Origin of the sequence: Pseudomonas sp. SC11 (genome assembly GCF_047039205.1) — a bacterium.
GTDB lineage: Bacteria > Pseudomonadota > Gammaproteobacteria > Pseudomonadales > Pseudomonadaceae > Aquipseudomonas > Aquipseudomonas boreofloridensis.
Genome location: NZ_CP178183.1, coordinates 4,740,575 through 4,765,505 on the forward strand (window position 1 = coordinate 4,740,575; position 24,931 = coordinate 4,765,505).

The 24,931-nt window shown below is 61.5% G+C and carries 12 protein-coding genes, 2 tRNA genes and 3 rRNA genes; 5 read left to right on the top strand and 12 right to left on the bottom strand.

Annotated features, from left to right (window positions below; all coding sequences use genetic code 11):
* Position 1: 1 nt before the first annotated feature.
* The 12 genes from ACK2SD_RS21205 to ACK2SD_RS21260 form a co-directional block, all read right to left on the bottom strand.
* Entirely contained in the window at positions 2-1,270 is a 1,269-nt protein-coding gene (locus ACK2SD_RS21205; RefSeq protein WP_295485995.1) for a diguanylate cyclase domain-containing protein, read from the bottom strand.
* A complete protein-coding gene (locus ACK2SD_RS21210; protein WP_412460765.1) occupies positions 1,267-1,842 on the bottom strand; it encodes a YfiR family protein in 576 nt (191 codons plus the stop codon). The genes ACK2SD_RS21205 and ACK2SD_RS21210 overlap by 4 nt, the downstream gene beginning before the upstream one ends.
* Before the next feature lie 76 nt (positions 1,843-1,918).
* Positions 1,919-3,994 (bottom strand): exodeoxyribonuclease V subunit alpha, encoded by a 2,076-nt coding sequence (recD, locus tag ACK2SD_RS21215; protein ID WP_295485992.1) that lies wholly within the window; start codon positions 3,992-3,994, stop codon positions 1,919-1,921.
* On the bottom strand, positions 3,991-7,668 hold the full coding sequence (gene recB, locus ACK2SD_RS21220) for an exodeoxyribonuclease V subunit beta (protein ID WP_412460766.1): 3,678 nt from the start codon (positions 7,666-7,668) through the stop codon (positions 3,991-3,993). The genes recD and recB overlap by 4 nt, the downstream gene beginning before the upstream one ends.
* Positions 7,665-11,144: an exodeoxyribonuclease V subunit gamma gene (gene recC / locus ACK2SD_RS21225; protein WP_412460767.1), complete on the bottom strand. Its 3,480-nt coding sequence runs from the start codon at positions 11,142-11,144 to the stop codon at positions 7,665-7,667. Before recC ends, recB begins: the two co-directional genes overlap by 4 nt.
* 150 nt (positions 11,145-11,294) lie before the next feature.
* A 5S ribosomal RNA gene (rrf, locus tag ACK2SD_RS21230) occupies positions 11,295-11,410 on the bottom strand.
* A 137-nt stretch (positions 11,411-11,547) separates the two neighbouring features.
* Positions 11,548-14,439 (bottom strand): 23S ribosomal RNA (locus tag ACK2SD_RS21235).
* Between the two features lie 254 nt (positions 14,440-14,693).
* Positions 14,694-14,769, bottom strand: a tRNA-Ala gene (locus ACK2SD_RS21240).
* A gap of 37 nt (positions 14,770-14,806) precedes the next feature.
* Positions 14,807-14,883: transfer RNA gene (locus ACK2SD_RS21245), tRNA-Ile, on the bottom strand.
* Between the two features lie 86 nt (positions 14,884-14,969).
* Positions 14,970-16,506: ribosomal RNA gene (locus tag ACK2SD_RS21250) — 16S ribosomal RNA — on the bottom strand.
* Together the 16S, 23S and 5S rRNA genes with 2 tRNA genes alongside form the textbook arrangement of a ribosomal RNA operon.
* 559 nt (positions 16,507-17,065) lie before the next feature.
* On the bottom strand, positions 17,066-18,559 hold the full coding sequence (locus ACK2SD_RS21255; RefSeq protein ID WP_116887527.1) for a CoA-acylating methylmalonate-semialdehyde dehydrogenase: 1,494 nt from the start codon (positions 18,557-18,559) through the stop codon (positions 17,066-17,068).
* A gap of 65 nt (positions 18,560-18,624) precedes the next feature.
* Positions 18,625-19,971 carry an aspartate aminotransferase family protein gene (locus ACK2SD_RS21260; protein WP_412460768.1) on the bottom strand — a complete coding sequence of 449 codons (1,347 nt, stop codon included), beginning with the start codon at positions 19,969-19,971 and terminating at the stop codon, positions 18,625-18,627.
* Between the two features lie 118 nt (positions 19,972-20,089).
* Here ACK2SD_RS21260 and ACK2SD_RS21265 point away from each other — a divergent pair, with 118 nt between their 5' ends.
* From ACK2SD_RS21265 to ACK2SD_RS21285, 5 genes are all read left to right on the top strand, one after another.
* On the top strand, positions 20,090-21,007 hold the full coding sequence (locus ACK2SD_RS21265) for a LysR family transcriptional regulator (RefSeq protein ID WP_412460769.1): 918 nt from the start codon (positions 20,090-20,092) through the stop codon (positions 21,005-21,007).
* Positions 21,008-21,079: 72 nt separating this feature from the next.
* Complete coding sequence (locus ACK2SD_RS21270) at positions 21,080-21,745, top strand: TetR/AcrR family transcriptional regulator (protein WP_039583032.1); 666 nt, start codon at positions 21,080-21,082, stop codon at positions 21,743-21,745.
* 9 nt (positions 21,746-21,754) lie between these two features.
* Positions 21,755-22,339, top strand: coding sequence for an IMPACT family protein (locus ACK2SD_RS21275; protein ID WP_412460770.1), 585 nt, complete (start codon positions 21,755-21,757; stop codon positions 22,337-22,339).
* A 367-nt stretch (positions 22,340-22,706) separates the two neighbouring features.
* A complete protein-coding gene (locus tag ACK2SD_RS21280; protein WP_412460771.1) occupies positions 22,707-23,393 on the top strand; it encodes an SDR family oxidoreductase in 687 nt (228 codons plus the stop codon).
* Between the two features lie 120 nt (positions 23,394-23,513).
* Positions 23,514-24,869, top strand: a complete 1,356-nt coding sequence (locus ACK2SD_RS21285) for an 8-oxoguanine deaminase (protein ID WP_412460772.1) — start codon at positions 23,514-23,516, stop codon at positions 24,867-24,869.
* Positions 24,870-24,931 lie beyond the last annotated feature (62 nt).

Genomic DNA, 24,931 nt, shown 5'->3' on the forward strand with positions numbered 1-24,931 from the left:
TTCAGCTCCTGTCATCGGGGTCCGTGGCCCAGTCACCACGCGCCGCTTGCCGGTGGCCGCGACGGCTGCGCTTGGCCTGGTACATCGCCGCATCGGCGGCATTGAGCAGACTGGCCGGGTCCTGGCCATCGTCCGGATAGAAGGCGATACCGACACTCAACGCACTGGGCACGCGGCGGCCATCGTCGAGCTGGATCGGCAAGCGCATGCTGGCGACGATCTTGTCGGCGATGCGCTCGGCGTCTTCACGCGAGTGCAGCGGGGTCAGCAGCACGGCGAATTCATCGCCGCCCAGGCGCGCCACCAGGTCGTGCTCGCGCAATTGTGCGCGTACGCGACTGGCGACGTTGATCAGCACCTCGTCGCCCACCGCATGGCCGAGGCTGTCGTTGATCTGCTTGAAGTGATCGCTGTCGAGAAACAGCACCGCCATGTGGTCTTGAAGGCGGGCGGCGTTGCGCAGGCTGCGGTTGAGCCTTCCCTCGAAGAACGCGCGGTTGGGCAGGCCGGTCAGGCTATCGTGGCTGGCCTGGTGAGCCAGGGTCGCGTTTTCGCTTTGCAGGTGGCTTTGCCAGACTTCCAGTTCGTCGAGCAGGGCATTGAAGTCGGTACCCAGTTCGTTGAGCTCGGCAATGCGCGCCTCGGGGACGCGTCGGTCGAAACTGCGCTCGCGGCGGGCGGCGTGGGCGACGCTGGCCAGGCTGCGCAGCGGTCGGACGATATCGCCGAACAGACGGCGCGACAGGTGCAGGGCGACCAGCGTGCTGAGCAGGATGCAGCAGAGAATGCCGAACAACCCGCTGAGCAGGAAGCGCAGCAGGCTGCCGCCCTGCCCGGTCAGCTCGATATGCCCGACCGTGCGCTGCTGGTGGACGATGGGCCGATAGATGGGCTCGTCCAGCAAGGCCTTCGCCACCTGGCGCTCCAGCGGTGCAAGCAGCCCGGTGTCGTCGCGCTGCCAGTGCGCTAGCAGATCGCCGTCGAGGGCGAAGACCTTGGCGTCGGCGACCTCCTCGCTGCCAGCGATCACTGCCAGGGCCTCACTGGCGGCGGGGCTGTCGTCGAACACCACCGCGGCTTCCACGGTGTAGCTGATCGAGCGGGCGATCAGTTCCAGGTTGTGATTGGCATGCACACGCAGGGCGGCAACGCCGAGCAAGGTTCCCGAAATACCGGCCAGGCCGACCGCCAGCAGGGCGATGGCCAGATGGCCGCGGCCGAGTGCGGCGCGCAAGGTCGGCCGGCGTCTGCGCGTGAGACGAGAGGTCATGGCTGCGCAGTCCGACGCCGCGACAATTGCAGCACGCTGGGATGAATACGCAAGCCGCTGCGCGCCACCGAGTCGAGGTTGACCGCGAAACTCACCTGCTCGTCCTCGACGCGCAGGCAGAACAGACTGCCGACCGTACACGGGTCGTCCGCCTCGCTGATGCTCAGCACCGGATGGCCGACCAGCGCGTTGAACAGCCGATCACGCTCACCCGTGTCGAGTCGACCGATATACACCGCATCGCAGGTCTCGGCGGTGCGGGGATCGTCGGCCAGCAGACGACGCACCTGCAAGGGTTGCGATGCAGTCTGCAGCTCGCCCTTGATCAGGTCATCGGCGTACTCGGTGGGACCGATCAGGCACAGGCGCAAGGGCGCGGGCTCCACCGGCCACCGGGCGTAGCTGAAGATTCCCAGGACCACTTGGGTCACTGCCTTGGCGCGCTGTTGCACCTGCACCGCAGTGGCCGGCGCATACGCCCGCGCAGGCTCGGCGAACGACGACAGGGCGACGATCAACAGCGACAACGCACAGTTCGCCACCCGCCACCGAGGCGAGACAACCACTGACATCTAGGAAACTTCTCAAGTTAAATTCAGATGTGTCGCACGATAGCACAAGGCCGCGATGCCAAGGTATTGACGAATGTCAGATATTTTCCAGCGCAAGGCCAGAAATCCGTCGCACCTTGCGCTTGACGGCCTCCTCGAACACGCCGGCTCGCGGCTCGATCAAGCTGAAGCAAGCTTTGGCACGGGTGATACCGGTATAGATCAGCTCTTTGGTGAGTACCGGATTCAGCGCATCGGGCAGCACCAGGGCGGTATGACTGAATTCCGAACCCTGGGACTTGTGTACCGTCATGGCGAAGACGGTTTCCACCTCGTTGAGCCGGCTGGGCAGCACGAAGCGCACGCCGCCTGAACCGTCGTTGCGCGCGAATGCCACGCGCAGCGAGGTTTCACCCGTCTCGTCCGGCAGCCGCAGGGCAATGCCGATATCGCCGTTCATCAAGCCCAGGCCGTAATCGTTGCGGGTGACCAGCACGGGTCGCCCCTCGTACCACGGCAGGCGTGTATCGATCAGGCCGGCGCCGTGCAGCACCCGCGCTACGCGTTCGTTCAGACCCTCCACACCCCAGGCACCGCGGCGCACGGCACACAGCAACTGGAAACCCTCGAAGCTGCCCAGCACCCGCGCCGCCCAGTGCTCCCACTCGCTGGCGTCGGCCGGTGTACCCGGTGCCGGCCGATGGCGGCCGAGGGTGCGCAGGTAACTGCGGTAACCCTGGGGCCCCTCCTCGCCACGTCCCAGCCCCTCCAGCAACAGACGGTCGAAGGCCCGGTCGTGCTCGCCGCGCAGCGCCAGGCCGAACACATCGTCCGGCGGCAGGCTGAGCAGCGCGCGCGCCTGCTCGGCCTGCTGCAGGTTGACCCACCGTGCCAGCCGACCAATACCGCTGCCTTCACCGAAGCGCCGGGAGTGACGCAGCATCACCACCTGCTGAGCCAGGGCATGCTGCTGCGCATCGCCAGGCAGCAGCCCGCTGTCATGCAACGACTGGCCACCGACCTGCTCCAGCCAGGCCTGGGTCGCCGCCGTGTAGCGCCCCTCCTCGGCATAGCGACACAGATCGCCCAGCACCGCGCCAGCTTCCACCGACGCCAACTGGTCCTTGTCGCCGAGTAGCACCAGGCGCGCGCGGCTCGGCAAGGCGTCGAGCAGGTTGGCCATCATTTCCAGGTCGATCATCGACGCCTCATCCACCACCAGGACATCCAGCGGCAGCGGGTTACCGGCGTGGTGGCGGAAATGCCGCGAGCCGGGGCGACTGCCGAGCAGGCGGTGCACCGTGCTCACCTCGGTGGGAATCTGCGCACGCAGCGTAGCGTCCACCTGCAAACGCTCGACTTGCTGACCGATGGACTCGGTCAGGCGCGCTGCCGCCTTGCCGGTGGGCGCCGCCAGGCGGATGCGCAAAGGCCTGCCCTGCTCCACTGCCGGGCCTTGGAGCAGGGCCAGCAAGCGCACCACGGTGGTGGTCTTGCCGGTCCCAGGGCCGCCGGTAACGATGCTGAAGGCGGCGCGGGTGGCCAGGGCGCAGGCGAGCTTCTGCCAGTCCACCTGGCCAGCCGGAGCGCCGCCTTCGAACAACTGCGCCAGACGCGCCGGCAGGTCGTGGGGAATCGCTTCGTGGGTCGCGATGCGCTGCTGCAGCGAGTGGTCGACACGCCGCTCATAGCGCCAGTAGCGGCGTAGATACAGGCGCTGGGCACTGAGCACCAGCGGCCGCGCCTCATGCCCGGCGCTATCGCCATCGGCCACCAGTCCACTCGCTGCGATACGCTGCCGCCAGAGGGCGGGTTCGAGGGCGGCGAGCAGTTGTGAGGGCAGCAGCAACGGTCCGGCCAGAGCGTCGCCCTCCGGCGGCAGCGACAGCGCGAAGTCAGGCTCGGCCAGCGTCTGCTCCAGGTCCAGGCACACATGCCCATGCCCCAACTGATGACTGGCCAACGCCGCCGCCAGCAGCACCAACGGATCGCCGCCCGGCTCACGCTCCGCGAGAAAGCTGACGAACGCGCGATCCAGCGCACGCAACCAGCCGCGTTCGACCCACCGGTCCAACAGCGCCAGCAGATCGTGGCTGTCGGCAAGCGGCGCCAAGGCCGCCAGGTGCTCGGCCTGCAACGGGGTGGGCAGCAGGTCGTCGAGGGTGCGGCTCATGGTGTGGCTCCGGCAAACAGGTCCTGCTGTTCGGGCTGGAGATCGCCGCGAAACAGCGCATCGAGCTGTTCGATCAGCTCACGGGGTGGCCGCACCGCGTACAGGCCGCGACCGGCACTGCCGGTGCCGCGCAGGAAAATGAACAGCGCGCCGCCGACATGGCGGTCGTAGTCATAGTCGGGCAGGCGCGCGCGCAGTTGGCGGTGCAGGGCCAGCAGGTACAGCACGTACTGCAGGTCGTAGCGATGATCGAGAATCGCCTGCTCCATGGCCGGTGCGTTATAGGCGTTGCCGTCCGGGCCGAGCCAATTGGATTTGTAGTCGGCCACGTAGTAGCGACCGTCCAGTTCGAAGGCCAGGTCGATGAAGCCTTTGAACATGCCATTGAGCTGACTGGCCAGTGCTGCCGGGCGCGCGGCGCCGCTGTGGGTGTGGCGCACGACGAGTTGGTCGAGACGGCGCACGTCGACCCGGTGGCTGGCAAACCAGAACTCCATCTCGATCTGGTACTGCTGCAGGTGCGCCAAGCGCAGCAGCGTACCCTCGGGAGCTAGCGGTAAGTCCTGAATGAGCAGGTGCTGCAACCATTGGCTGAGCGTGGGAATCCAGCCACTCCAGTCGCGACGATTGCAGCGCTGGCCCACGGTACGCTCGATCAACGCGGGCTGGCTGGCGATCTCGGCGAACCCCTCGCGGCCGGCCCATTCCAACAAGCCGTGGAGGAAGGTGCCGGGGTTCGGTCCGCGTGGGAAACGGTGGATATCACCGTTTTCCGGCGGCACCTCGCGCAGCAGTTGCGGATCGATGCTTTCGTCGTCGAGCAGTTGCTGGGCCTGGGAGCTGTCAGCCAACACGTTCTGGTCACCCACGCGCAACGCACTGTAGGACGCAATCCACCACTGCTCCGTCGCCGCACGTCGCGGCTTGAGTGCAGCTCGCCATTGCGTACCGTGACGCGGGGCCTGGTAGACCTGGTCATCGACCTCGGGCAGCGCTGGGCAGGCAATCGCAGCGCTTTGCGCGCACAGCGTCTGCAACCAGTCGGCCAACTGAGCGGAGTCGGACAGCGGCTGTCCGCCACCGAGCAGGTAGCCCAGGGCCGAGCGGTGCAACTGCGAGCTTTTCTGGTTGCCGCGCTTGAGGTCGGCCACCCCCAGCCAGCAGGCATGCTGGGCGCGGGTCAAGGCGACATAGAGCAGGCGCAGGTCTTCGGCCAGGCGTTCGTCATCGGCCAGGGCGATCTGTTCGGCTGTGGGGCTGAGGGTCAGCAATGGCTGACCGTCACGGTCGTGCCAGGTCAAGGGCAGGCGCTGACCGTCCACGGCCTTGCTGGTGCAGATGAACGGCAGGTAGACCAGCGGGTACTCCAGGCCTTTGGACTTGTGGATAGTCACCACCTTGACCAGTTGCTCGTCGCTTTCCAGGCGCAGGATCTGCTCCTCGCCCGCCTGCGCGGCATTGGCCAGTTGCTCGCTCAAATGGCGAATCAGCGCCTGCTCGCCGTCCAGCTCGCCGGCCGCCTGCTGCAGCAGTTCGGCCAGGTGCAGCAAGTTGGTCAGCACGCGCTCGCCATCGCTACGACCGATCAGGCTGCGCGGCAACTGAAAGTCGTGCAGCAGGCGACGCAGCATGGGCAGCACACCCTGGCGCTGCCAGGTTTCGCGATACAGGCGAAAGCGCATGACCCAGGCCTCCCAAACCCGCTCGTCTTGATTCAGACGCTCGAGCTCCATTAACGGCAGGTTCAGCGTCAGGCTGGCCAAGGCAGCCTTGAGCAGACGTTCGGCGTCGGGCTCGGCGCACGCCTTGAGCCAGGCCAGCAGGTCGTGAGCCTCTTGCGCGGCGAACACCGAATCCTTGTCGGACAGATAGACGCTGCGCACGCCGCGCGCAGTCAGCGCGCTGCGGATCATCTGCGCTTCGCGGCCATCGCGCACCAGAATGGCGATGTCCGACGGACGGCAGCCACGTAACGCACCCTGTTCATCAGCGAAGCCACTCACCCCGAGCTGGCCGCCCATGAGCAACGCCACGATATGGCTGGCGCAGCGCGCCGCCAATTGCTGACGGTACTGGCTGCTGGACAGCGGTTCGTCGCTGGGCAGGTGCCAGCACTGCAACGCGGCGCACGCTTGACCGTCGATCAGCAGGCGTTCGCTGCGGCCCTTGGCGCGCACTTCGACGAAGGGCAGCGGGTTGTCATCGGCCTCGCGGAACAGGAAGGCACCGCGCCCCTGCGCACGCCGCTCGGCCAACAGGAAGGTGCTGTTGACCGCCTCGACCATGGCCTGGCTGGAGCGGTAGTTGGTGTCCAGACTGTGCAGGCGTCCGGCAGTGGCTCGCCGGGCGTCCAGGTAGGTGAAGATATCGGCGCCGCGGAAAGCGTAGATCGCCTGCTTGGGGTCGCCGATCATGAACAGGCCGGTTTCGCGACGATTCTCGGCAATGCGATAGATGCGCTCGAAGATGCCGTACTGCACCGGGTCGGTGTCCTGGAACTCATCGATTAGCGCCACCGGGAACTGCTCGCGAATCAGCCCGGCCAAACGTTCGCCGGCCTCGCCACGCAAGGCCTGTTCCAGGCGCAGGAGCATGTCGTCGAAGCCCATTTCCGCGCGTCGGCGTTTTTCCACTTCGAAACGCGCCGCGACCCAGCCGGCGGCATGCCCGAGCACTGCCGCATCGGGGCCGGGTAACGCCTGCAATTGAGCGCGCAGCTCGGTCATGGCCTGCAGTGCCGGGTGCTCGGGCGGTTGGCCGGACTTCCAGGCTTCGGCCATCCCGTCCGGGGTCAAGCGGGTGAAGCCCGTGCCCAGGTCGAGCTCCATGAGCTGATCATCGCCGGCCCAGGTGCGCAGCTTGTCGAACCAGGGTTCGAAGAAGCGCGCTTGTAGCTTGCGCCCGTCAGCCTGCTTGGCGGCCACCGCCGCGCGACAGATCTCCTGCAACTCATCGGCCCATCGCGCCCAGGGCGCCTTGAGCGCCTGCAGTTGCTGCTGGCGTTGCGCCAGGGCGGCGTCGATCAGCGCTTGCGGCTCAGGGCCTTCGGCGTCAGCGGGAAAGCGCCCGAACAGCGGGCGGATACGCGGCAGCAATGCATCCGGGCTGAGCCAATGGCTGCGCACCCAGGCCAGCGCCTCGCCGTGCATGCCATAGCAGAAGCGCCGCCAGTAATCGCGCATGACTTGGCCGAGCAGTTCACTGTGATCGGTCTCCAGGCTCTGGGTGAACAGGCTGCCGCTGTCGAAGGCATGCTCGCGCAGCATGCGCTGACACCAGCCATGGATGGTCGAGACCGCCGCTTCGTCCATCCACTGCACCGCCACTTCCAGGCGACTGGCGCACCGTGGCCAGTGGTCGTGTGGATAGTCGTCGCGCAGTTGATACAGCAAGGGGTCGGCGCCGTCCAACTCTCCACGGAAAAAGCGCGCCGCCTCGGCCAGGCGTGTACGAATGCGCTCGCGCAGCTCCTTGGTGGCGGCATCGGTGAAGGTCACCACAAGGATCTGCGGAGGCAGCAATTCGCGGCCAAAGCCGTGTTCGCCGCCGTGGCCCAGAATCAGGCGCAGGTAGAGTGCGGAGATGGTGAAGGTCTTGCCGGTGCCGGCACTGGCTTCGATCAGTTGGCTGCCGTGCAGGGGAAAGCTCAGGGCCAGAGGCCGGGCCTGGGTCATGCGGCGGTCTCCGGCGAGTCCTGGGTTTTCCAGGCGGCGGTGAACAGAGGTCGATACAGGGCTTCGCACCAGCCTTCGAAGGTTTCGTCGGCAGAGAGTGCGGCGAAGTCGCGGAACTGACGGATCAGCGCAAGGCTTTCGCTGCGCTCGCCGAAACTGTTCTGGCCATCGCCTTCGTAGGCCTTCGCTGCAGCGGCCTGGGCTTTGTCCGGATCTGACTGAGCGAGCCAGGCGAAAGCGGTTTTCGGCGCCACCGGCAGGGGCGCATTCATGCCCGCCTGACGCGCGACCAGCAGGTCGGCGAGCAGATCGCTGGCCTGGGCGTTGGGCAGAGGCGCGAGCAGCAGGGTCTGGTCGCTGGCCACCAGCGCGGTGTGCAGTGGATAACCCACGGCGCAGGCGGCAAGGTGCATGACCCACGCGGGGATCAAGCGATGCCACTTGAGGCTGTTGCGCCCGGCGCCGAGGCTGTTCGGGACGGTGGTAATGCTCAGCAAGTCCTCGCCATCGCCTTGATAGACACGGCCCAACCAACCTTCCAGGCGCAGGGCGCCACGCTCGAAACGAATCGGCAGCGCACCTTCGACCACGCGGGGCCAGCGCTGCAATAGTTGGCGGTGCCGTGTCAGCAAATCAGGCAGTGGCTGGATCAGCTCGACCTGCAGCGACTCGCCAAAGCCCGCCAACGGCAGCAGCCCACAGGCTTGCAAGCGCCGCGCTTGGCTATGCAAGGCCTGCTCCGGGTCGTCAGTCGCGGTCAGTGCGGCATCGAGCAGGCGCTCGCTCAGGCTGTAGCGCTGCAGGGCATCCAGCACGAAGGGCTCTTCGTCGGGAGTGGGCGCTTGCAGGGCTTCGAAAAACACTTTGAGCCGCTGACTGAAGAAATGCCTCACCGGATGACGGAGAAAGTCCTGCAACTGGGTCAGGGTCAGCGGCTCTTCGCTCTTGTACGCTGGCAGTGCCAGGGTGTCCGGGATCGCTGTTTGATCAGGCTGGTGCAACACCTGCCACTCGTGGGCATAGCTGAACAGCGGGCTGTCCTTCTGGAAGTAGCGCTGACTGAACGGCTGCAACGGATGTTCCTGGGTGAGCGCGTGCAGCAATTGCTGACCAGAATCTTCGCGTTCGCCCTGCTCGGCACCGGCCAACTGCCAGCCGGCGGCGAGGTGATCGCGCAATTGACCGATCAATACCGACGCCGGGCGCTCGCTGTTGTCGCGGATACTGCGCCCGACCCAACTGACATACAGCTGATCGCGGGCCGAGAGCAGCGCTTCGAGCAGCAGGTAGCGGTCGTCCTCGCGTCGTGAGCGATCGCCGGGTCGGTAGTCGCTGGCCATCAGATCGAAATCCAACGGCGGCTGGGCGCGCGGGTAATCGCCGTCGTTCATGCCCAGCAGGCAGACGATGCGGAAGGGAATGGCGCGCATGGGCATCAGTGTGCAGAAATTCACCGAGCCAGCCAGGAAGCGTTGCGACAACTTGCCTTGATCGAGACCCGACAACCAGGCCTCGCGCACGACCGTGAGGGGCAGCTGCTCGTCCAAGCCGACCGTTTCGCAGGTTTCCAGCCAGGTGTCGCGCAGGTCCTGCAACTCGACCAGCAGCAGTTCGTCATGTTCTTCCTCGGCCAGGAAGAACACCTGCAGCAGGGCATGCAGGCGCGCGCCCCACTGCTGAACGCTGGCAGGTTCGGCGAGGTGCTGGCAGGCCACTTCCAACGCATCCAGCAAGGCGACCAGCGGACCGATCAGGGCGGCATCGAGACCGCCGATCTCATCGAACGGCTCGATGCCGTCACAGCCTTCACCGACACCTACCGCATAGCCCAGCAGCATACGCCGCAAGCCGAATCGCCAACTGTTCTGTTCCAGCCCCTCCGGCAGGCCGAGACTGGCTCGCTGCTCGCCGCTCAGGCCCCAACGGATGCCTGCGCCTTCGATCCAGCGGTGCAAGGTCGGCAGATCGCTTTGCTTGATGCCGAAGCGTGCGCGCAGCGCGGGCACGTCAAGCAGGTCGAGGATCTCGCTGACGGCAAAGCGGCTGTCGGGCAGCTTGAGCAGGTGCTCCAAGGCGATGAGCAGCGGATCGCGGCCACGCTGGCCCTGGTCGGTGAGGGTGAAGGGGATGTAGCGCGGGTCATGGCGGTCGAGTTGACCGAACACGGCGCGGATATGCGGGGCATAGTCGTCGATGGCCGGTAGCATGACTATGACATCGCGTGGGCGCAGCGTCGGGTCGTTGCTGAACCGAGCGAGCAGTTGATCGTGCAGGATCTCGACCTCGCGCTGCGGACTGTGCGCCACGTGAAAACGAATCGAGCGGTCGCTCGCGGCATTGACGGCAGGCCAGGTTTCGCGGGTTTCCGACAGCGGGCGCAACTCGAGAATGTCGTCCTGCAACTGATTGAGCAACGTCAGCGGCTGCGCCTCGCTGAACAAGTCGATACGGCCGTCGCTGAAGACTCCACGGTAGCTGCCAGGGTCATCGTAGCTGTCGAGCAGGTTGATGTAGTCACGGCCTTGCTTGCCCCAGGCGGCCAACAGGGGATGCGCGTGCTGATGAAGCGCCTCGTCGTCCAGTTGCAGCGGCATGCTGTGTTTACGCTGCAGACGCTTGTACTGATGCCGGAGCAGGTCCTTGTCGGCGACGATGTCGCCCCAGTGGTGGCGGCAGGGATTGTGTACGCACAGCAGCACTTGGCTGAAGCGGGCCAGACCGGCCAGTGCTTCGAGGGTTTGGGCGGGCAGCGATGAGATACCGAACACCATCACCCGCGCAGGCAATCCCGGGGGCGCGTGCTCCAAGGCATCGACTCGCTCGATGAAGCGCTGATGCACACCGGCGCGGCTTTGCGCCATGCCCTCTGCCCCGACATCGTCCAGCAGCGCCCGCCACAATTCGGCCTGCCAGCGATTGCCGTCCGCCAAAGGCTTGCGCTCGCCACGGGCGGTGTTGAGTACGTGGTGGCCTGAGGCCCAGTCTTTGAGCCAATCGGCGCGATAGACCTGGTATTGGTCGAACAGGTCGGCCAGACGTTCAGCCAACTGGTAACGTTTGCGCAGGTCCGTGTCGTCAGTGAGGAAGCGTTTGAGCGGCTCGAAATGGGGGCGCTCGATCAGGGCCGGCAGCAGGCGCATCAGGCGCCAGGTCAATGGGGCTTTGTCGAGCAGCGAAACTTCTGGAATCTGATCACGGCCCAGCACGCGACGGTAGAGTTGCCACATGAAACTGCCGGGCAACTGCACATCGATGGCGGCCGCGATACCGCAGCCGCCGTCATCGTCTTCAGGGTCTTCGGCCAATGCGAGCTTGAGCCATTGGGCGATGCCGTTGCTCTGCACCAGGGCGATTTCGTTTTCAAGCGGAGCCAACGGGTAATTACGCATGACGCTCACCACCAGGCTGCGCAACTCGTCGAGGCGGTTGCCCTGAACGATCATGAAGCCGGGTTGCAGTGAGGTGGTGGTGGCCATTGCGGGTTCTCTGGAAAACGGATTCGCTGACGGAACCATACTGGGTGGCGAGAGTGGCAGCAATGCGCCTCTTGGAATGGCCTTGTTTTGAGCGTCGTGAAAAGACAAAACCCCTACCTGCTCGCGCAGATAGGGGTTTTGCGAAATGAATCTTGACGATGACCTACTCTCACATGGGGAAACCCCACACTACCATCGGCGATGCATCGTTTCACTGCTGAGTTCGGGATGGGATCAGGTGGTTCCAATGCTCTATGGTCGTCAAGAAATTCGGTTGCCAGTGCGTCCCTGCGGACACCCCAGCCTATTCGGATATGTGATTCTGTGGTTCGTCGCGAACTTTCGGTTCTCTCGTCTTCACCACCACAATTCGGCGCTCACGCTCAAATTGCTTGGGTGTTATATGGTCAAGCCTCACGGGCAATTAGTATGGGTTAGCTCAACGCCTCACAGCGCTTACACACCCCACCTATCAACGTCGTAGTCTTCGACGGCCCTTCAGGGGATTCTAGATCCCAGTGAGATCTCATCTTGAGGCAAGTTTCCCGCTTAGATGCTTTCAGCGGTTATCTCTTCCGAACATAGCTACCCGGCAATGCCACTGGCGTGACAACCGGAACACCAGAGGTTCGTCCACTCCGGTCCTCTCGTACTAGGAGCAGCCCCTCTCAAATCTCAAACGTCCACGGCAGATAGGGACCGAACTGTCTCACGACGTTCTAAACCCAGCTCGCGTACCACTTTAAATGGCGAACAGCCATACCCTTGGGACCGGCTTCAGCCCCAGGATGTGATGAGCCGACATCGAGGTGCCAAACACCGCCGTCGATATGAACTCTTGGGCGGTATCAGCCTGTTATCCCCGGAGTACCTTTTATCCGTTGAGCGATGGCCCTTCCATACAGAACCACCGGATCACTAAGACCTACTTTCGTACCTGCTCGACGTGTCTGTCTCGCAGTCAAGCGCGCTTTTGCCTTTATACTCTACGACCGATTTCCGACCGGTCTGAGCGCACCTTCGTACTCCTCCGTTACTCTTTGGGAGGAGACCGCCCCAGTCAAACTACCCACCATACACTGTCCTCGATCCGGATCACGGACCTGAGTTAGAACCTCAAGGTTGCCAGGGTGGTATTTCAAGGATGGCTCCATGAGAACTGGCGTCCCCACTTCAAAGCCTCCCACCTATCCTACACAAGCAAGCTCAAAGTCCAGTGCAAAGCTATAGTAAAGGTTCACGGGGTCTTTCCGTCTAGCCGCGGATACACTGCATCTTCACAGCGATTTCAATTTCACTGAGTCTCGGGTGGAGACAGCGCCGCCATCGTTACGCCATTCGTGCAGGTCGGAACTTACCCGACAAGGAATTTCGCTACCTTAGGACCGTTATAGTTACGGCCGCCGTTTACCGGGGCTTCGATCAAGAGCTTCGCTTGCGCTAACCCCATCAATTAACCTTCCGGCACCGGGCAGGCGTCACACCCTATACGTCCACTTTCGTGTTTGCAGAGTGCTGTGTTTTTAATAAACAGTCGCAGCGGCCTGGTATCTTCGACCGGCATGGGCTTACGGAGCAAGTCCTTCACCCTCGCCGGCGCACCTTCTCCCGAAGTTACGGTGCCATTTTGCCTAGTTCCTTCACCCGAGTTCTCTCAAGCGCCTTGGTATTCTCTACCTAACCACCTGTGTCGGTTTGGGGTACGGTTCCCAGTTATCTGAAGCTTAGGAGCTTTTCTTGGAAGCATGGCATCAACCACTTCGTCGCCTAAAGGCAACTCGTCATCAGCTCTCGGCCTTGAAATCCCGGATTTGCCTAAGATTTCAGCCTACCACCTTAAACCTGGACAACCAACGCCAGGCTGGCCTAGCCTTCTCCGTCCCTCCATCGCAATAACTGCAAGTACAGGAATATTAACCTGTTTTCCATCGACTACGCTTTTCAGCCTCGCCTTAGGGACCGACTAACCCTGCGTCGATTAACGTTGCGCAGGAAACCTTGGTCTTTCGGCGTGCGAGTTTTTCACTCGCATTGTCGTTACTCATGTCAGCATTCGCACTTCTGATACCTCCAGCAAGCTTCTCAACTCACCTTCACAGGCTTACAGAACGCTCCTCTACCGCATCACCAAAGGTGATACCCGTAGCTTCGGTGCATGGTTTGAGCCCCGTTACATCTTCCGCGCAGGCCGACTCGACTAGTGAGCTATTACGCTTTCTTTAAAGGATGGCTGCTTCTAAGCCAACCTCCTAGCTGTCTAAGCCTTCCCACATCGTTTCCCACTTAACCATGACTTTGGGACCTTAGCTGACGGTCTGGGTTGTTTCCCTTTTCACGACGGACGTTAGCACCCGCCGTGTGTCTCCCATGCTCGGCACTTGCTGGTATTCGGAGTTTGCATCGGTTTGGTAAGTCGGGATGACCCCCTAGCCGAAACAGTGCTCTACCCCCAGCAGTGATACATGAGGCGCTACCTAAATAGCTTTCGAGGAGAACCAGCTATCTCCGAGCTTGATTAGCCTTTCACTCCGATCCACAGGTCATCCGCTAACTTTTCAACGGTAGTCGGTTCGGTCCTCCAGTCAGTGTTACCTAACCTTCAACCTGCCCATGGATAGATCGCCCGGTTTCGGGTCTATACCCAGCGACTAAGCGCCCTATTAAGACTCGCTTTCGCTACGCCTCCCCTATTCGGTTAAGCTCGCCACTGAATATAAGTCGCTGACCCATTATACAAAAGGTACGCAGTCACCTAACAAAGTAGGCTCCCACTGCTTGTACGCATACGGTTTCAGGTTCTATTTCACTCCCCTCTCCGGGGTTCTTTTCGCCTTTCCCTCACGGTACTGGTTCACTATCGGTCAGTCAGTAGTATTTAGCCTTGGAGGATGGTCCCCCCATGTTCAGACAAAGTTTCTCGTGCTCCGTCCTACTCGATTTCATTGAAAAGAGATTTTCGTGTACGGGGCTATCACCCACTATGGCCGCACTTTCCAGAGCGTTCCACTAATCTCAAATCAACTTAAGGGCTGGTCCCCGTTCGCTCGCCACTACTAAGGGAATCTCGGTTGATTTCTATTCCTCAGGGTACTTAGATGTTTCAGTTCCCCTGGTTCGCCTCTTGCACCTATGGATTCAGTACAAGATACCTAGGTTATCCTAGGTGGGTTCCCCCATTCAGAGATCTCTGGATCACAGTCTGTTTGCCGACTCCCCAAAGCTTATCGCAGGCTACCACGTCTTTCATCGCCTCTGACTGCCAAGGCATCCACCGTATGCGCTTCTTCACTTGACCATATAACCCCAAGCAATCTGGTTATACTGTGAAGACGACATTCGCCGAAAATTCGCACGTCGCTCTTTCGAGCAGAACTCACAAATTTTACCTCAGCCTGATTTCCAGCAGTGAAACTGGTCATCAGTCTGTATCTATCACATATCCGAATTTTTAAAGAACGATCTGGCAAAAGCCAGAAATCAACATTCCAACGCGGCGTCAACGCGACGCGCGAATGCTCATTTCTGAGTTCTAACAGTGCTGTACAAAGGTGGTGGAGCCAAGCGGGATCGAACCGCTGACCTCCTGCGTGCAAGGCAGGCGCTCTCCCAGCTGAGCTATGGCCCCGTGTATCTGCTACATCTCGTAGGCCGCACCAAGTAATTGGTAGGTCTGGGCAGATTTGAACTGCCGACCTCACCCTTATCAGGGGTGCGCTCTAACCAACTGAGCTACAGACCTATAACAGGGTCGCGTTACAGCATCGTCTTTTCACAATGAATCAAGCAATTCGTGTGGGAGCTCATCAGCAGGCTGATGTCTTCGATTAAGGAGGTGATCCAGCCGCAGGTTCCCCTACGGCTACCTTGTTACGACTTCACCCCAGTCATGAATCACACCGTGGTAACCGTCCCCCCGAAGGTTAGACTAGCTACTTCTGGTGCAACCCACTCCCATGGTGTGACGGGCGGTGTGTACAAGGCCCGGGAACGTATTCACCGCGACATTCTGATTCGCGATTACTAGCGATTCCGACTTCACGCAGTCGAGTTGCAGACTGCGATCCGGACTACGATCGGTTTTGTGAGATTAGCTCCACCTCGCGGCTTGGCAACCCTCTGTACCGACCATTGTAGCACGTGTGTAGCCCAGGCCGTAAGGGCCATGATGACTTGACGTCATCCCCACCTTCCTCCGGTTTGTCACCGGCAGTCTCCTTAGAGTGCCCACCATGACGTGCTGGTAACTAAGGACAAGGGTTGCGCTCGTTACGGGACTTAACCCAACATCTCACGACACGAGCTGACGACAGCCATGCAGCACCTGTGTCAGAGTTCCCGAAGGCACCAATCCATCTCTGGAAAGTTCTCTGCATGTCAAGGCCTGGTAAGGTTCTTCGCGTTGCTTCGAATTAAACCACATGCTCCACCGCTTGTGCGGGCCCCCGTCAATTCATTTGAGTTTTAACCTTGCGGCCGTACTCCCCAGGCGGTCAACTTAATGCGTTAGCTGCGCCACTAAAATCTCAAGGATTCCAACGGCTAGTTGACATCGTTTACGGCGTGGACTACCAGGGTATCTAATCCTGTTTGCTCCCCACGCTTTCGCACCTCAGTGTCAGTATCAGTCCAGGTGGTCGCCTTCGCCACTGGTGTTCCTTCCTATATCTACGCATTTCACCGCTACACAGGAAATTCCACCACCCTCTACCGTACTCTAGCTTGCCAGTTTTGGATGCAGTTCCCAGGTTGAGCCCGGGGCTTTCACATCCAACTTAACAAACCACCTACGCGCGCTTTACGCCCAGTAATTCCGATTAACGCTTGCACCCTCTGTATTACCGCGGCTGCTGGCACAGAGTTAGCCGGTGCTTATTCTGTCGGTAACGTCAAAATTGCAGAGTATTAATCTACAACCCTTCCTCCCAACTTAAAGTGCTTTACAATCCGAAGACCTTCTTCACACACGCGGCATGGCTGGATCAGGCTTTCGCCCATTGTCCAATATTCCCCACTGCTGCCTCCCGTAGGAGTCTGGACCGTGTCTCAGTTCCAGTGTGACTGATCATCCTCTCAGACCAGTTACGGATCGTCGCCTTGGTGAGCCATTACCTCACCAACTAGCTAATCCGACCTAGGCTCATCTGATAGCGCAAGGCCCGAAGGTCCCCTGCTTTCTCCCGTAGGACGTATGCGGTATTAGCGTTCCTTTCGAAACGTTGTCCCCCACTACCAGGCAGATTCCTAGGCATTACTCACCCGTCCGCCGCTGAATCGAGAAGCAAGCTCCTCTCATCCGCTCGACTTGCATGTGTTAGGCCTGCCGCCAGCGTTCAATCTGAGCCATGATCAAACTCTTCAGTTCAATACTGCTTGGGTTTTTAAGAAACCCTAAACTTGGCTCAGCAATCTCAAATGACTATGTGATTTCTCGCATGGCCACTTGTGATGCTGATAATCTATGCGACAATCAGTCCGTACTCACAAGCACCCACACGAATTGCTTGATTCGATTTGTTAAAGAGCGTTTGGCTAAGAGCGTTTCGCCTCAACCAAGGCCGCGCATTCTACAGCAGCCTTACTTCGTGTCAAGCGTTTATTTTGAAGTTTTTACCGAGAAACTCGTTTAGCTTCAAACACTTGACTCGCCGCGATCTCTCGTAGCGGGAGGCGAATCATACAGCACCAACCGATGCTGTCAACTGCCTTTTTCACCGCTTTCAACCCGAGGATCGAAGCCCTTCGCACCGCACCGAACTCGCTTAACTCGTTGATTATCAAGGAGTTTCGCGTTCCGTTTGCTGCGGAAGTGGGGCGCATTATAAGGGGATCTGAACAGCGGTCAAGGCTTAATTTCAAATAAATTCAAATAGTTGAAACAAAGCGGGGCGGCCTGTCGGCCGCCCCGCTATTCACCTGCAGTATTACAAGCTCGGAAACGCGAACTGCGAAGCCTCGTGGCTCTTGCGCTGTGGCCAACGCTGGGTGATGGCCTTACGACGGGTGTAGAAGCGCACGCCATCCGGCCCATAGGCATGCAAGTCACCGAACAGCGAGCGCTTCCAGCCGCCGAAACTGTGATAGCTCACCGGCACCGGCAGCGGCACGTTCACCCCGACCATCCCCACCTCGATCTCGTCGCAGAACAAGCGCGCCGCCTCACCGTCCCGGGTGAAGATGCAGGTGCCATTACCGTACTCATGCTCATTGATCAGTTGCATGGCCTCTTCCAGGCTGCTCACCCGTACCACGCACAGCACCGGCCCGAAGATCTCTTCCTTATAGATACGCATCTCGGGCGTGACGTGATCGAACAACGTACCGCCAACGAAGTAACCATCCTCGTTGCCAGACACCCTTAAGCCGCGACCATCCACCACCAGTTTGGCGCCAGCCGCCAAGCCATCGTCGATGTAGCCCACGACCTTGTCGCGAGCCGCTGCGGTGACCAACGGCCCCATGTCCAGGCCACAGGAGGTACCGGCACCGATCTTCAGCGCCTTGATCTGCGGTTCGAGCTTGGCGATCAGTGCATCGGCGACCTGGTCACCCACGCACACGGCCACCGAAATCGCCATGCAGCGCTCGCCGCACGAACCATAGGCCGCGCCCATCAAGGCACTGACGGCGTTGTCCAGTTCGGCATCGGGCATCAGCACCGCGTGGTTCTTCGCCCCGCCCAGGGCTTGCACACGCTTGCCGCGCTTGGTGCCTTCGGCATAGATGTACTCGGCGATCGGCGTCGAGCCCACGAAGCTCAGGGCCTTGACCTCTGGCGCCTCGATCAGCGCGTCCACCGCTTCCTTGTCACCGTGCACCACATTGAGAATGCCTTTGGGCAGCCCGGCTTCTTGCAGCAATTGCGCGATGTACAGCGTCGAGCTGGGGTCACGCTCCGACGGTTTGAGGATGAACGCGTTGCCGCAGACGATGGCCAGCGGATACATCCACAGGGGCACCATGGCCGGGAAGTTGAACGGTGTGATACCCGCCACGATGCCCAACGGCTGGAAGTCAGACCATGCGTCGATGTTCGGGCCGACGTTACGGCTGTACTCGCCCTTGAGCAGCTCCGGCGCTGCACAGGCGAACTCGACGTTCTCGATCCCACGCTTGAGTTCGCCGGCCGCATCTTCCAGGGTCTTGCCGTGCTCTTCACTGATCATCTGCGAGATGCGGGCTTCGTTCTGCTCCAGCAACTGCTTGAAACGGAACATGACCTGGGCACGCTTGGCCGGCGGCGTGTTGCGCCAGGCCGGAAACGCGGCCTTGGCCGCGTCGATGGCATCCTGGATGGTCGCGCGACTGGCCAATTCGACCTTGCGCGTGGCCTGCCCTGTGGAGGGGTTGAAGACGTCGGCGGTACGGCCGCCTTTGGAAACCAGCTCACCGTTGATCAGGTGCTGAACGATGCTCATGCGAGACTCCAGATAAAGAAGGGAAAGACAGGCGCCCGAAGCGCCTGTCCTCAAAGTCGGAAAGATCAGTCGATCTGATTCAGCGTTTCGCCTACCGCATCGAACAGACGGTCCAGTTCGTGCGGCTGAGTATTGAAGGTCGGCCCGAACTGCAAGGTGTCGCCGCCGAAGCGCACATAGAATCCAGCCTTCCACAGCTTCATGGCAGTCTCGTAGGGACGCACGATCGCATCGCCGTCGCGGGCAGCGATCTGAATCGCGCCAGCCAGGCCATAGTTGCGGATGTCCACCACGTGCTTGCTGCCTTTGAGCCCATGCAGCAACTGCTCGAAGTGCGGGGCGAGCTCGGCCGAAGCCTGCACCAGGTTTTCCTTCTGCAGCAGGTCCAGCGCCGCGATACCGGCCGCGCAAGCTACCGGGTGAGCGGAGTAGGTATAGCCGTGGGGGAATTCCACCGCATATTCCGGGGTCGGCTGATTCATGAAGGTCTGGTAGATCTCGCTGCTGGCGACCACGGCGCCCATTGGAATCGCGCCGTTGGTGACCTGTTTGGCAATGCACATCAGGTCCGGGGTCACGCCAAACGCTTCAGCGCCCGTCATCGCCCCCATACGACCAAAGCCGGTGATCACTTCGTCGAAGATCAGCAGGATGTTGTGCTGGGTGCAGATTTCACGCAGACGTTTCAGATAACCCTTCGGCGGCGGCAGCACACCGGCAGAGCCGGCCAGCGGCTCGACAATCACTGCAGCGATGTTCGAGGCATCGTGCAGCTCGATCAGTTTGAGCATCTCGTCGGCCAGGGCAATACCCCCCTCTTCCGGCAGACCACGGGAGAAGGCATTGACCGGCAACACGGTGTGAGGCAAATGATCGACATCCAGCAACTGGCCGAACATCTTGCGGTTGCCGTTGACCCCGCCCAGGCTGGTACCGGCGATATTGACGCCGTGGTAACCGCGGGCACGGCCGATGATCTTGGTCTTGCTGGCCTGGCCCTTCAGGCGCCAGTAGGCACGCACCATCTTCAGCGCCGTATCGGCACATTCGGAGCCGGAGTTGGTATAGAAGGTGTGGTTCAGATCGCCTGGCGTCAGTTCGGCGATCTTTTCCGCCAACTGGAACGACAGCGGATGACCGAACTGGAAGGCCGGTGAGTAGTCGAGCACGCTCATCTGGCGCGACACGGCGTCAGCGATTTCCTTGCGCGTGTGCCCTGCGCCACAGGTCCACAGGCCCGACAGTGCGTCGAAGATGCGCCGTCCCTTGTCGTCGACCAGATGATTGCCGTCAGCCGCGACGATCAGGCGCGGATCGCGATGGAAATTGCGGTTGGCGGTGTACGGCATCCAGTGGGCGTCCAGCTTGAGCTGGCTGGCCAGACCGGTGGGCGCGGCTTCAGGCATGTTCATCGGCGGTTCCTCGGCAAACGAATAGGCAACGATGGGTGTTGTTGCCGCTACGTTGGCATGAGGATAAAGTCGGAAAAAGCCAACATTTCTAACCTTCAGTCAGACCCGGACTAAACAGATGAGCCGACGCCCCGATCCCCTCGCCCAAGTCAGCGACTTCGACATTCGCCTGCTGAAGATTTACCGCAGCGTGGTCGAGTGCGGCGGCTTTTCGGCCGCCGAAAACGTGTTGGGCATCGGTCGTTCGGCAATCAGCCAGCAAATGAACGACCTCGAGCAGCGCCTGGGCCTGCGCCTGTGCCAGCGCGGGCGCGCCGGGTTTTCGCTGACCGAGGAAGGCCGCGAGGTGTATCACTCGGCGCTGCAACTGCTCAGCGCACTGGAAACATTCCGCACCGAAGTCAACGGCCTGCACCTGCACCTGCGCGGCGAGCTCAACATCGGTCTTACGGACAACCTGGTCACCCTCCCACACATGCGCATCACTCATGCCCTGGCCGAACTCAAGGATCGCGGTCCTGACGTGCGCATCCAGATCCGCATGATCGCGCCGAGCCAGGTGGAGCAAGGCGTATTGGACGGCAGCCTGCACGTCGGCGTGGTACCGCAGACCAGCCCGTTGTCCGGCCTGGAGTATCAGCCGCTCTACAGCGAACGCTCGCTGCTCTACTGCGCAGTGGGCCACCCCCTGTTCTATGCCGACGATCAGCAGATCGACGATCCCCGGCTCAATGCCCAGGAAGCCATCGCGCCGACGTTCCGTCTGCCGGCCGACATCCAGGCGCACTACCAGGCGCTGACCTGCACCGCCAGCGCCTCGGATCGCGAAGGCATGGCCTTTCTCATCCTGACCGGACGCTACATTGGCTACCTGCCCGATCACTACGCCACATTCTGGGTGCAGCAGGGGCGCTTGCGTGCGCTCAAGCCCACTGAGCGCTTCTACGACCTGAGCTTGAGTTGGGTCACCCGCAAGGGACGTCGACCCAACCTGGTATTGGAGAGTTTTCTCGAAAGCCTGGCGACAACGCGCTAACCCTTGTCACTTCTGCACAGGCAGGTAATCTGTCCGACAGCCGTTGCCCACAGAACCTGTACGGAATCGTCCATGACACTTGAAGTCCCTGCGCACCGCCTCTCCGCCTCGGGCAAACCCGCCGGCCGCATTCGCCAGAAGAACGAACAGGCTATCATCCAGGCGGCCGAAGACGAGTTCGCCCGCCATGGTTTCAAGGGCACCAGCATGAACACCATCGCGCTGAAGGCCAACCTGCCCAAAGCCAACCTGCACTACTACTTCACTAACAAGCTCGGCCTGTACATCGCGGTGCTGAGCAATATCATCGAATTATGGGACAGCACCTTCAACGCCTTGAGCGTCGAGGACGATCCGGCCCAAGCGCTGGACCAGTACATCCGCACCAAGATGGAGTATTCGCGGCGCAATCCTCAGGCCTCGCGGATCTTCGCCATGGAAGTGATCAGCGGCGGACAATGCCTGACCGATTACTTCAGTGCCGACTACCGCGAATGGTTCCGCGGCCGCGCTGCCGTGTTCCAGGCCTGGATCGAGGCCGGCAAGATGGATCCGGTCGATCCGGTACACCTGATTTTCCTGCTCTGGAGCAGCACCCAGCACTATGCCGACTTCGCCACCCAGATCTGCCAGGTCACTGGGCGCAGTCGCCTGACCAAGCAGGACATGGAAGACGCCAGCAACAATCTTATCCACATCATTCTCAAAGGCTGCGGCATCACCACCGCAGCCGCCTGATCGCCACTTATGCCCTCAACTCTGCTCGACGTCTGCGAATTACGCGAAGACATCCGCAAAAGCCGCTTCGTGACCCTCGCCGGCCCGATCACCAGCGTGGCCGACGCCATGACCTTCATCGAGCGCCACAGTGACCCGAGCGCAACGCATAACTGCTGGGCCTGGAAACTCGGCCCGCAGTACCGCAGCAGCGATGATGGCGAACCGGGCGGCACCGCTGGCCGACCCATCCTTGCCGCCATCGAGGCCCAGGACTGCGATCAGGTCGTGGTGCTGGTGATCCGCTGGTACGGCGGCATTCAGCTCGGCACCGGAGGCCTGGCGCGTGCCTACGGCGGCGGCGCCAACAAGTGCCTGCAGCAGGCGCAGAAACGCGAACTGGTGCAGCGCGGCGAATTCAACTGCAGTTGCACGTTCAGCGAGCTAGCCCTGCTCAAACTGCGCTTGGGTGAAGTCGAGGGTCTGGTGCTGGACGAACAGTTCACCGCCAATGGCGTCGATCTGCGCGTGGCGTTGGGCGAGGCGCACCTCAGCACCCTGGCTCAACAGTTGGCAGACCTGAGCCGAGGCCGAATCCGCCTGGAGCGCTGCTGAAAGCTGCCCACAAATACTGTTGGCCTGCCTGTGGATAAGCTTGGGGTACTTCACTGCAGGCCTAGTCCTGCAATGGCTGCAGCTAACTGTACATATTTTGATCACGTTTTGATGACAGCCGCAAACCACTGAATCCCTTTGTATTTATCCACATACCGACCCATCGACCGAGCCGTTCAACGCCACCCCTGCTTTCACACAATAACTGTGGAGCAGCCTGTGGATAAGCGGTGCGCGAATAGCCTGCCCCCCTTTGAGCACAAGGCATGCGGGACTTCGATCATTTTTTGATCACTTGCCGTTGCTGCCCTGCGAGCGCTGGCCTGAGGTATCCTGCGCCCTTCGTTCAAACGATCTTGGAGCTCCTATGTCCACCAGCAAACATGCCCTCATCATCGGTGCGTCTCGCGGGCTGGGTCTTGGCCTGGTACAACGTCTGCGCGAAGACGGCTGGAATGTCACCGCCACCGTGCGTGACGCGCACAAACCCGGCGCTCTGGCCGACGTTGCGGGGGTGCGCATCGAGTCCCTGGAAATGAATGACACCACCCTGCTCGACGGCCTCACGCAGCGGCTGCAGGGCGACACGTTCGACCTGGTGTTCATCAACGCCGGCGTCATGGGCCCTCTGCCTCAGGATCTGGAAGCTGTTCAAAACGAAGACATTGGCGCCTTGTTCATGACCAATGCCGTCGCACCGATCCGCGTGGCCCGTCGCCTGGTCGGGCACATTCGGCAAGACACCGGCGTGCTGGCCTTCATGAGCTCAGGTCTGGGCAGCGTGACCAGCCCGGACGGCAATGAAATCTGCCTGTACAAGGCGAGCAAGGCCGCCTTGAACTCGATGATCAACAGCTTCGTGGTGGAGTTGCAGCGCTCCGACTTGAGCGTGGTGGCCATGCATCCGGGTTGGGTGAAGACCGACATGGGCGGCGAGAACGCCGAAATAGACGTGTTTACCAGTACGCGCGGCATGCTCGATCAGATCAACGCACAGAGCGGCCACGGCGGCCTGCATTTCATCAACTACAAAGGCGACAGCCTGACCTGGTGAATTGAACGGCGCCGGGCGAGGCAGTAGACTCGATGCCTCGCCCTGCGGCGGACCTGGATCAGCAGACAGGACAACACTGAGCTGGCTAACCCTGAACCCATTTTCAGAGGAGCCGGCGCCATGCCTGCCACCCGTATCTGGTTGAAATCTCCCCTCGCCATTTTTACTGCCAACCACGCCGATGCCCGTGGCGGTCTGGTCATCGAAGGCGGTCGCATCAGCCAACTGCTGGGCTTGGGCGAACAGCCCGAACAACCCTGCGAGCAGGTCTTCGATGCCCGCCAACACGTGGTGCTGCCAGGCCTGATCAATACCCACCATCACTTCTACCAGACCCTCACCCGCGCCTGGGCGCCGGTGGTCAACCAGCCGTTGTTTCCCTGGTTGCAAACCCTCTATCCGGTCTGGGCACGCCTGACCCCAGCCAGCCTGGCATTGGCCAGCGAAGTCGCCTTGGCCGAACTGCTGCTCTCAGGCTGCACCACCGCTGCCGATCACCACTATCTGTTCCCCGACGGACTGGAGCACGCCATCGACATTCAGGTCGAGGTGGTACGCAAACTGGGCATGCGCGCCATGCTTACCCGCGGCTCGATGAGCCTGGGTCAGGCTGACGGCGGCCTGCCACCGCAGCAAACCGTACAGCAAGGCGAAACCATCCTGGCCGACAGCCAGCGACTTATCCACCGCTACCACGAGCGAGGTGACGGTGCGCGCATCCAGGTCGCCCTGGCGCCGTGTTCACCGTTTTCCGTCACTCCGCAGATCATGCGCGCCAGCGCGGCCCTGGCCGAAGAACTGGACGTGCGCCTGCATACCCACCTGGCCGAAACCCTCGACGAAGAACACTTCTGCCTGCAACGCTTCGGGCTGCGCACAGTGGACTATCTGGACAGCGTCGGTTGGCTTGGCCCACGCACCTGGCTGGCCCACGGCATCCATTTTAACCCGGAGGAAATCTCTCGACTCGCAGACGCCGGCACCGGCGTATGCCATTGCCCGAGTTCGAACATGCGCTTGGCCTCGGGCATTTGCCCGACGGCGGACTTGGAGGCCGCTGGCGCGATCGTGGGCCTGGGCGTGGACGGCTCGGCCTCCAACGATGCCTCCAACATGCTCCTCGAAGCGCGCCAGGCCCTGTATCTGCAGCGCCTGCGCTACGGCGCCGAACAGATCACGCCGCAGCGGGCGCTGAACTGGGCCACCCGGGGCTCGGCACAATTGCTGGGCAGGGATGACATCGGTGAACTGGCCGTCGGCAAGCAGGCCGACCTGGCGCTGTTCAAACTCGACGAACTGCGTTTCTCCGGCAGCCATGACCCACTCTCGGCCTTGCTGCTGTGCGCGGCAGACCGAGCGGACCGGGTGATGGTGGCCGGGCAATGGCGGGTGATCGATGGCCAGATCGAAGGACTGGATGTACAGAAGCTGATCGCCGACCACCGCCAGGCCGCCGCCGCCTTGATCAACGGCTGAGCCTGGCCGGGGGTTGCCAGTCAGCCCCCGGTCTGTCGCCGCGCGTCCAGGCCTGTAGAATG

What these genes read in the sequence shown, in the direction of transcription:
- ACK2SD_RS21275 (WP_412460770.1), top strand. Translation starts at nt 21,755, where the DNA reads ATGCCCTCAACTCTGCTCGACGTCTGCGAATTACGCGAAGACATCCGC.
- ACK2SD_RS21280 (WP_412460771.1), top strand. Translation starts at nt 22,707, where the DNA reads ATGTCCACCAGCAAACATGCCCTCATCATCGGTGCGTCTCGCGGGCTG.
- ACK2SD_RS21265 (WP_412460769.1), top strand. Translation starts at nt 20,090, where the DNA reads ATGAGCCGACGCCCCGATCCCCTCGCCCAAGTCAGCGACTTCGACATT.
- recC (WP_412460767.1), bottom strand. Translation starts at nt 11,144, where the DNA reads ATGGCCACCACCACCTCACTGCAACCCGGCTTCATGATCGTTCAGGGC.
- recD (WP_295485992.1), bottom strand. Translation starts at nt 3,994, where the DNA reads ATGAGCCGCACCCTCGACGACCTGCTGCCCACCCCGTTGCAGGCCGAG.
- recB (WP_412460766.1), bottom strand. Translation starts at nt 7,668, where the DNA reads ATGACCCAGGCCCGGCCTCTGGCCCTGAGCTTTCCCCTGCACGGCAGC.
- ACK2SD_RS21285 (WP_412460772.1), top strand. Translation starts at nt 23,514, where the DNA reads ATGCCTGCCACCCGTATCTGGTTGAAATCTCCCCTCGCCATTTTTACT.
- ACK2SD_RS21205 (WP_295485995.1), bottom strand. Translation starts at nt 1,270, where the DNA reads ATGACCTCTCGTCTCACGCGCAGACGCCGGCCGACCTTGCGCGCCGCA.
- ACK2SD_RS21210 (WP_412460765.1), bottom strand. Translation starts at nt 1,842, where the DNA reads ATGTCAGTGGTTGTCTCGCCTCGGTGGCGGGTGGCGAACTGTGCGTTG.
- ACK2SD_RS21270 (WP_039583032.1), top strand. Translation starts at nt 21,080, where the DNA reads ATGACACTTGAAGTCCCTGCGCACCGCCTCTCCGCCTCGGGCAAACCC.
- ACK2SD_RS21255 (WP_116887527.1), bottom strand. Translation starts at nt 18,559, where the DNA reads ATGAGCATCGTTCAGCACCTGATCAACGGTGAGCTGGTTTCCAAAGGC.
- ACK2SD_RS21260 (WP_412460768.1), bottom strand. Translation starts at nt 19,971, where the DNA reads ATGAACATGCCTGAAGCCGCGCCCACCGGTCTGGCCAGCCAGCTCAAG.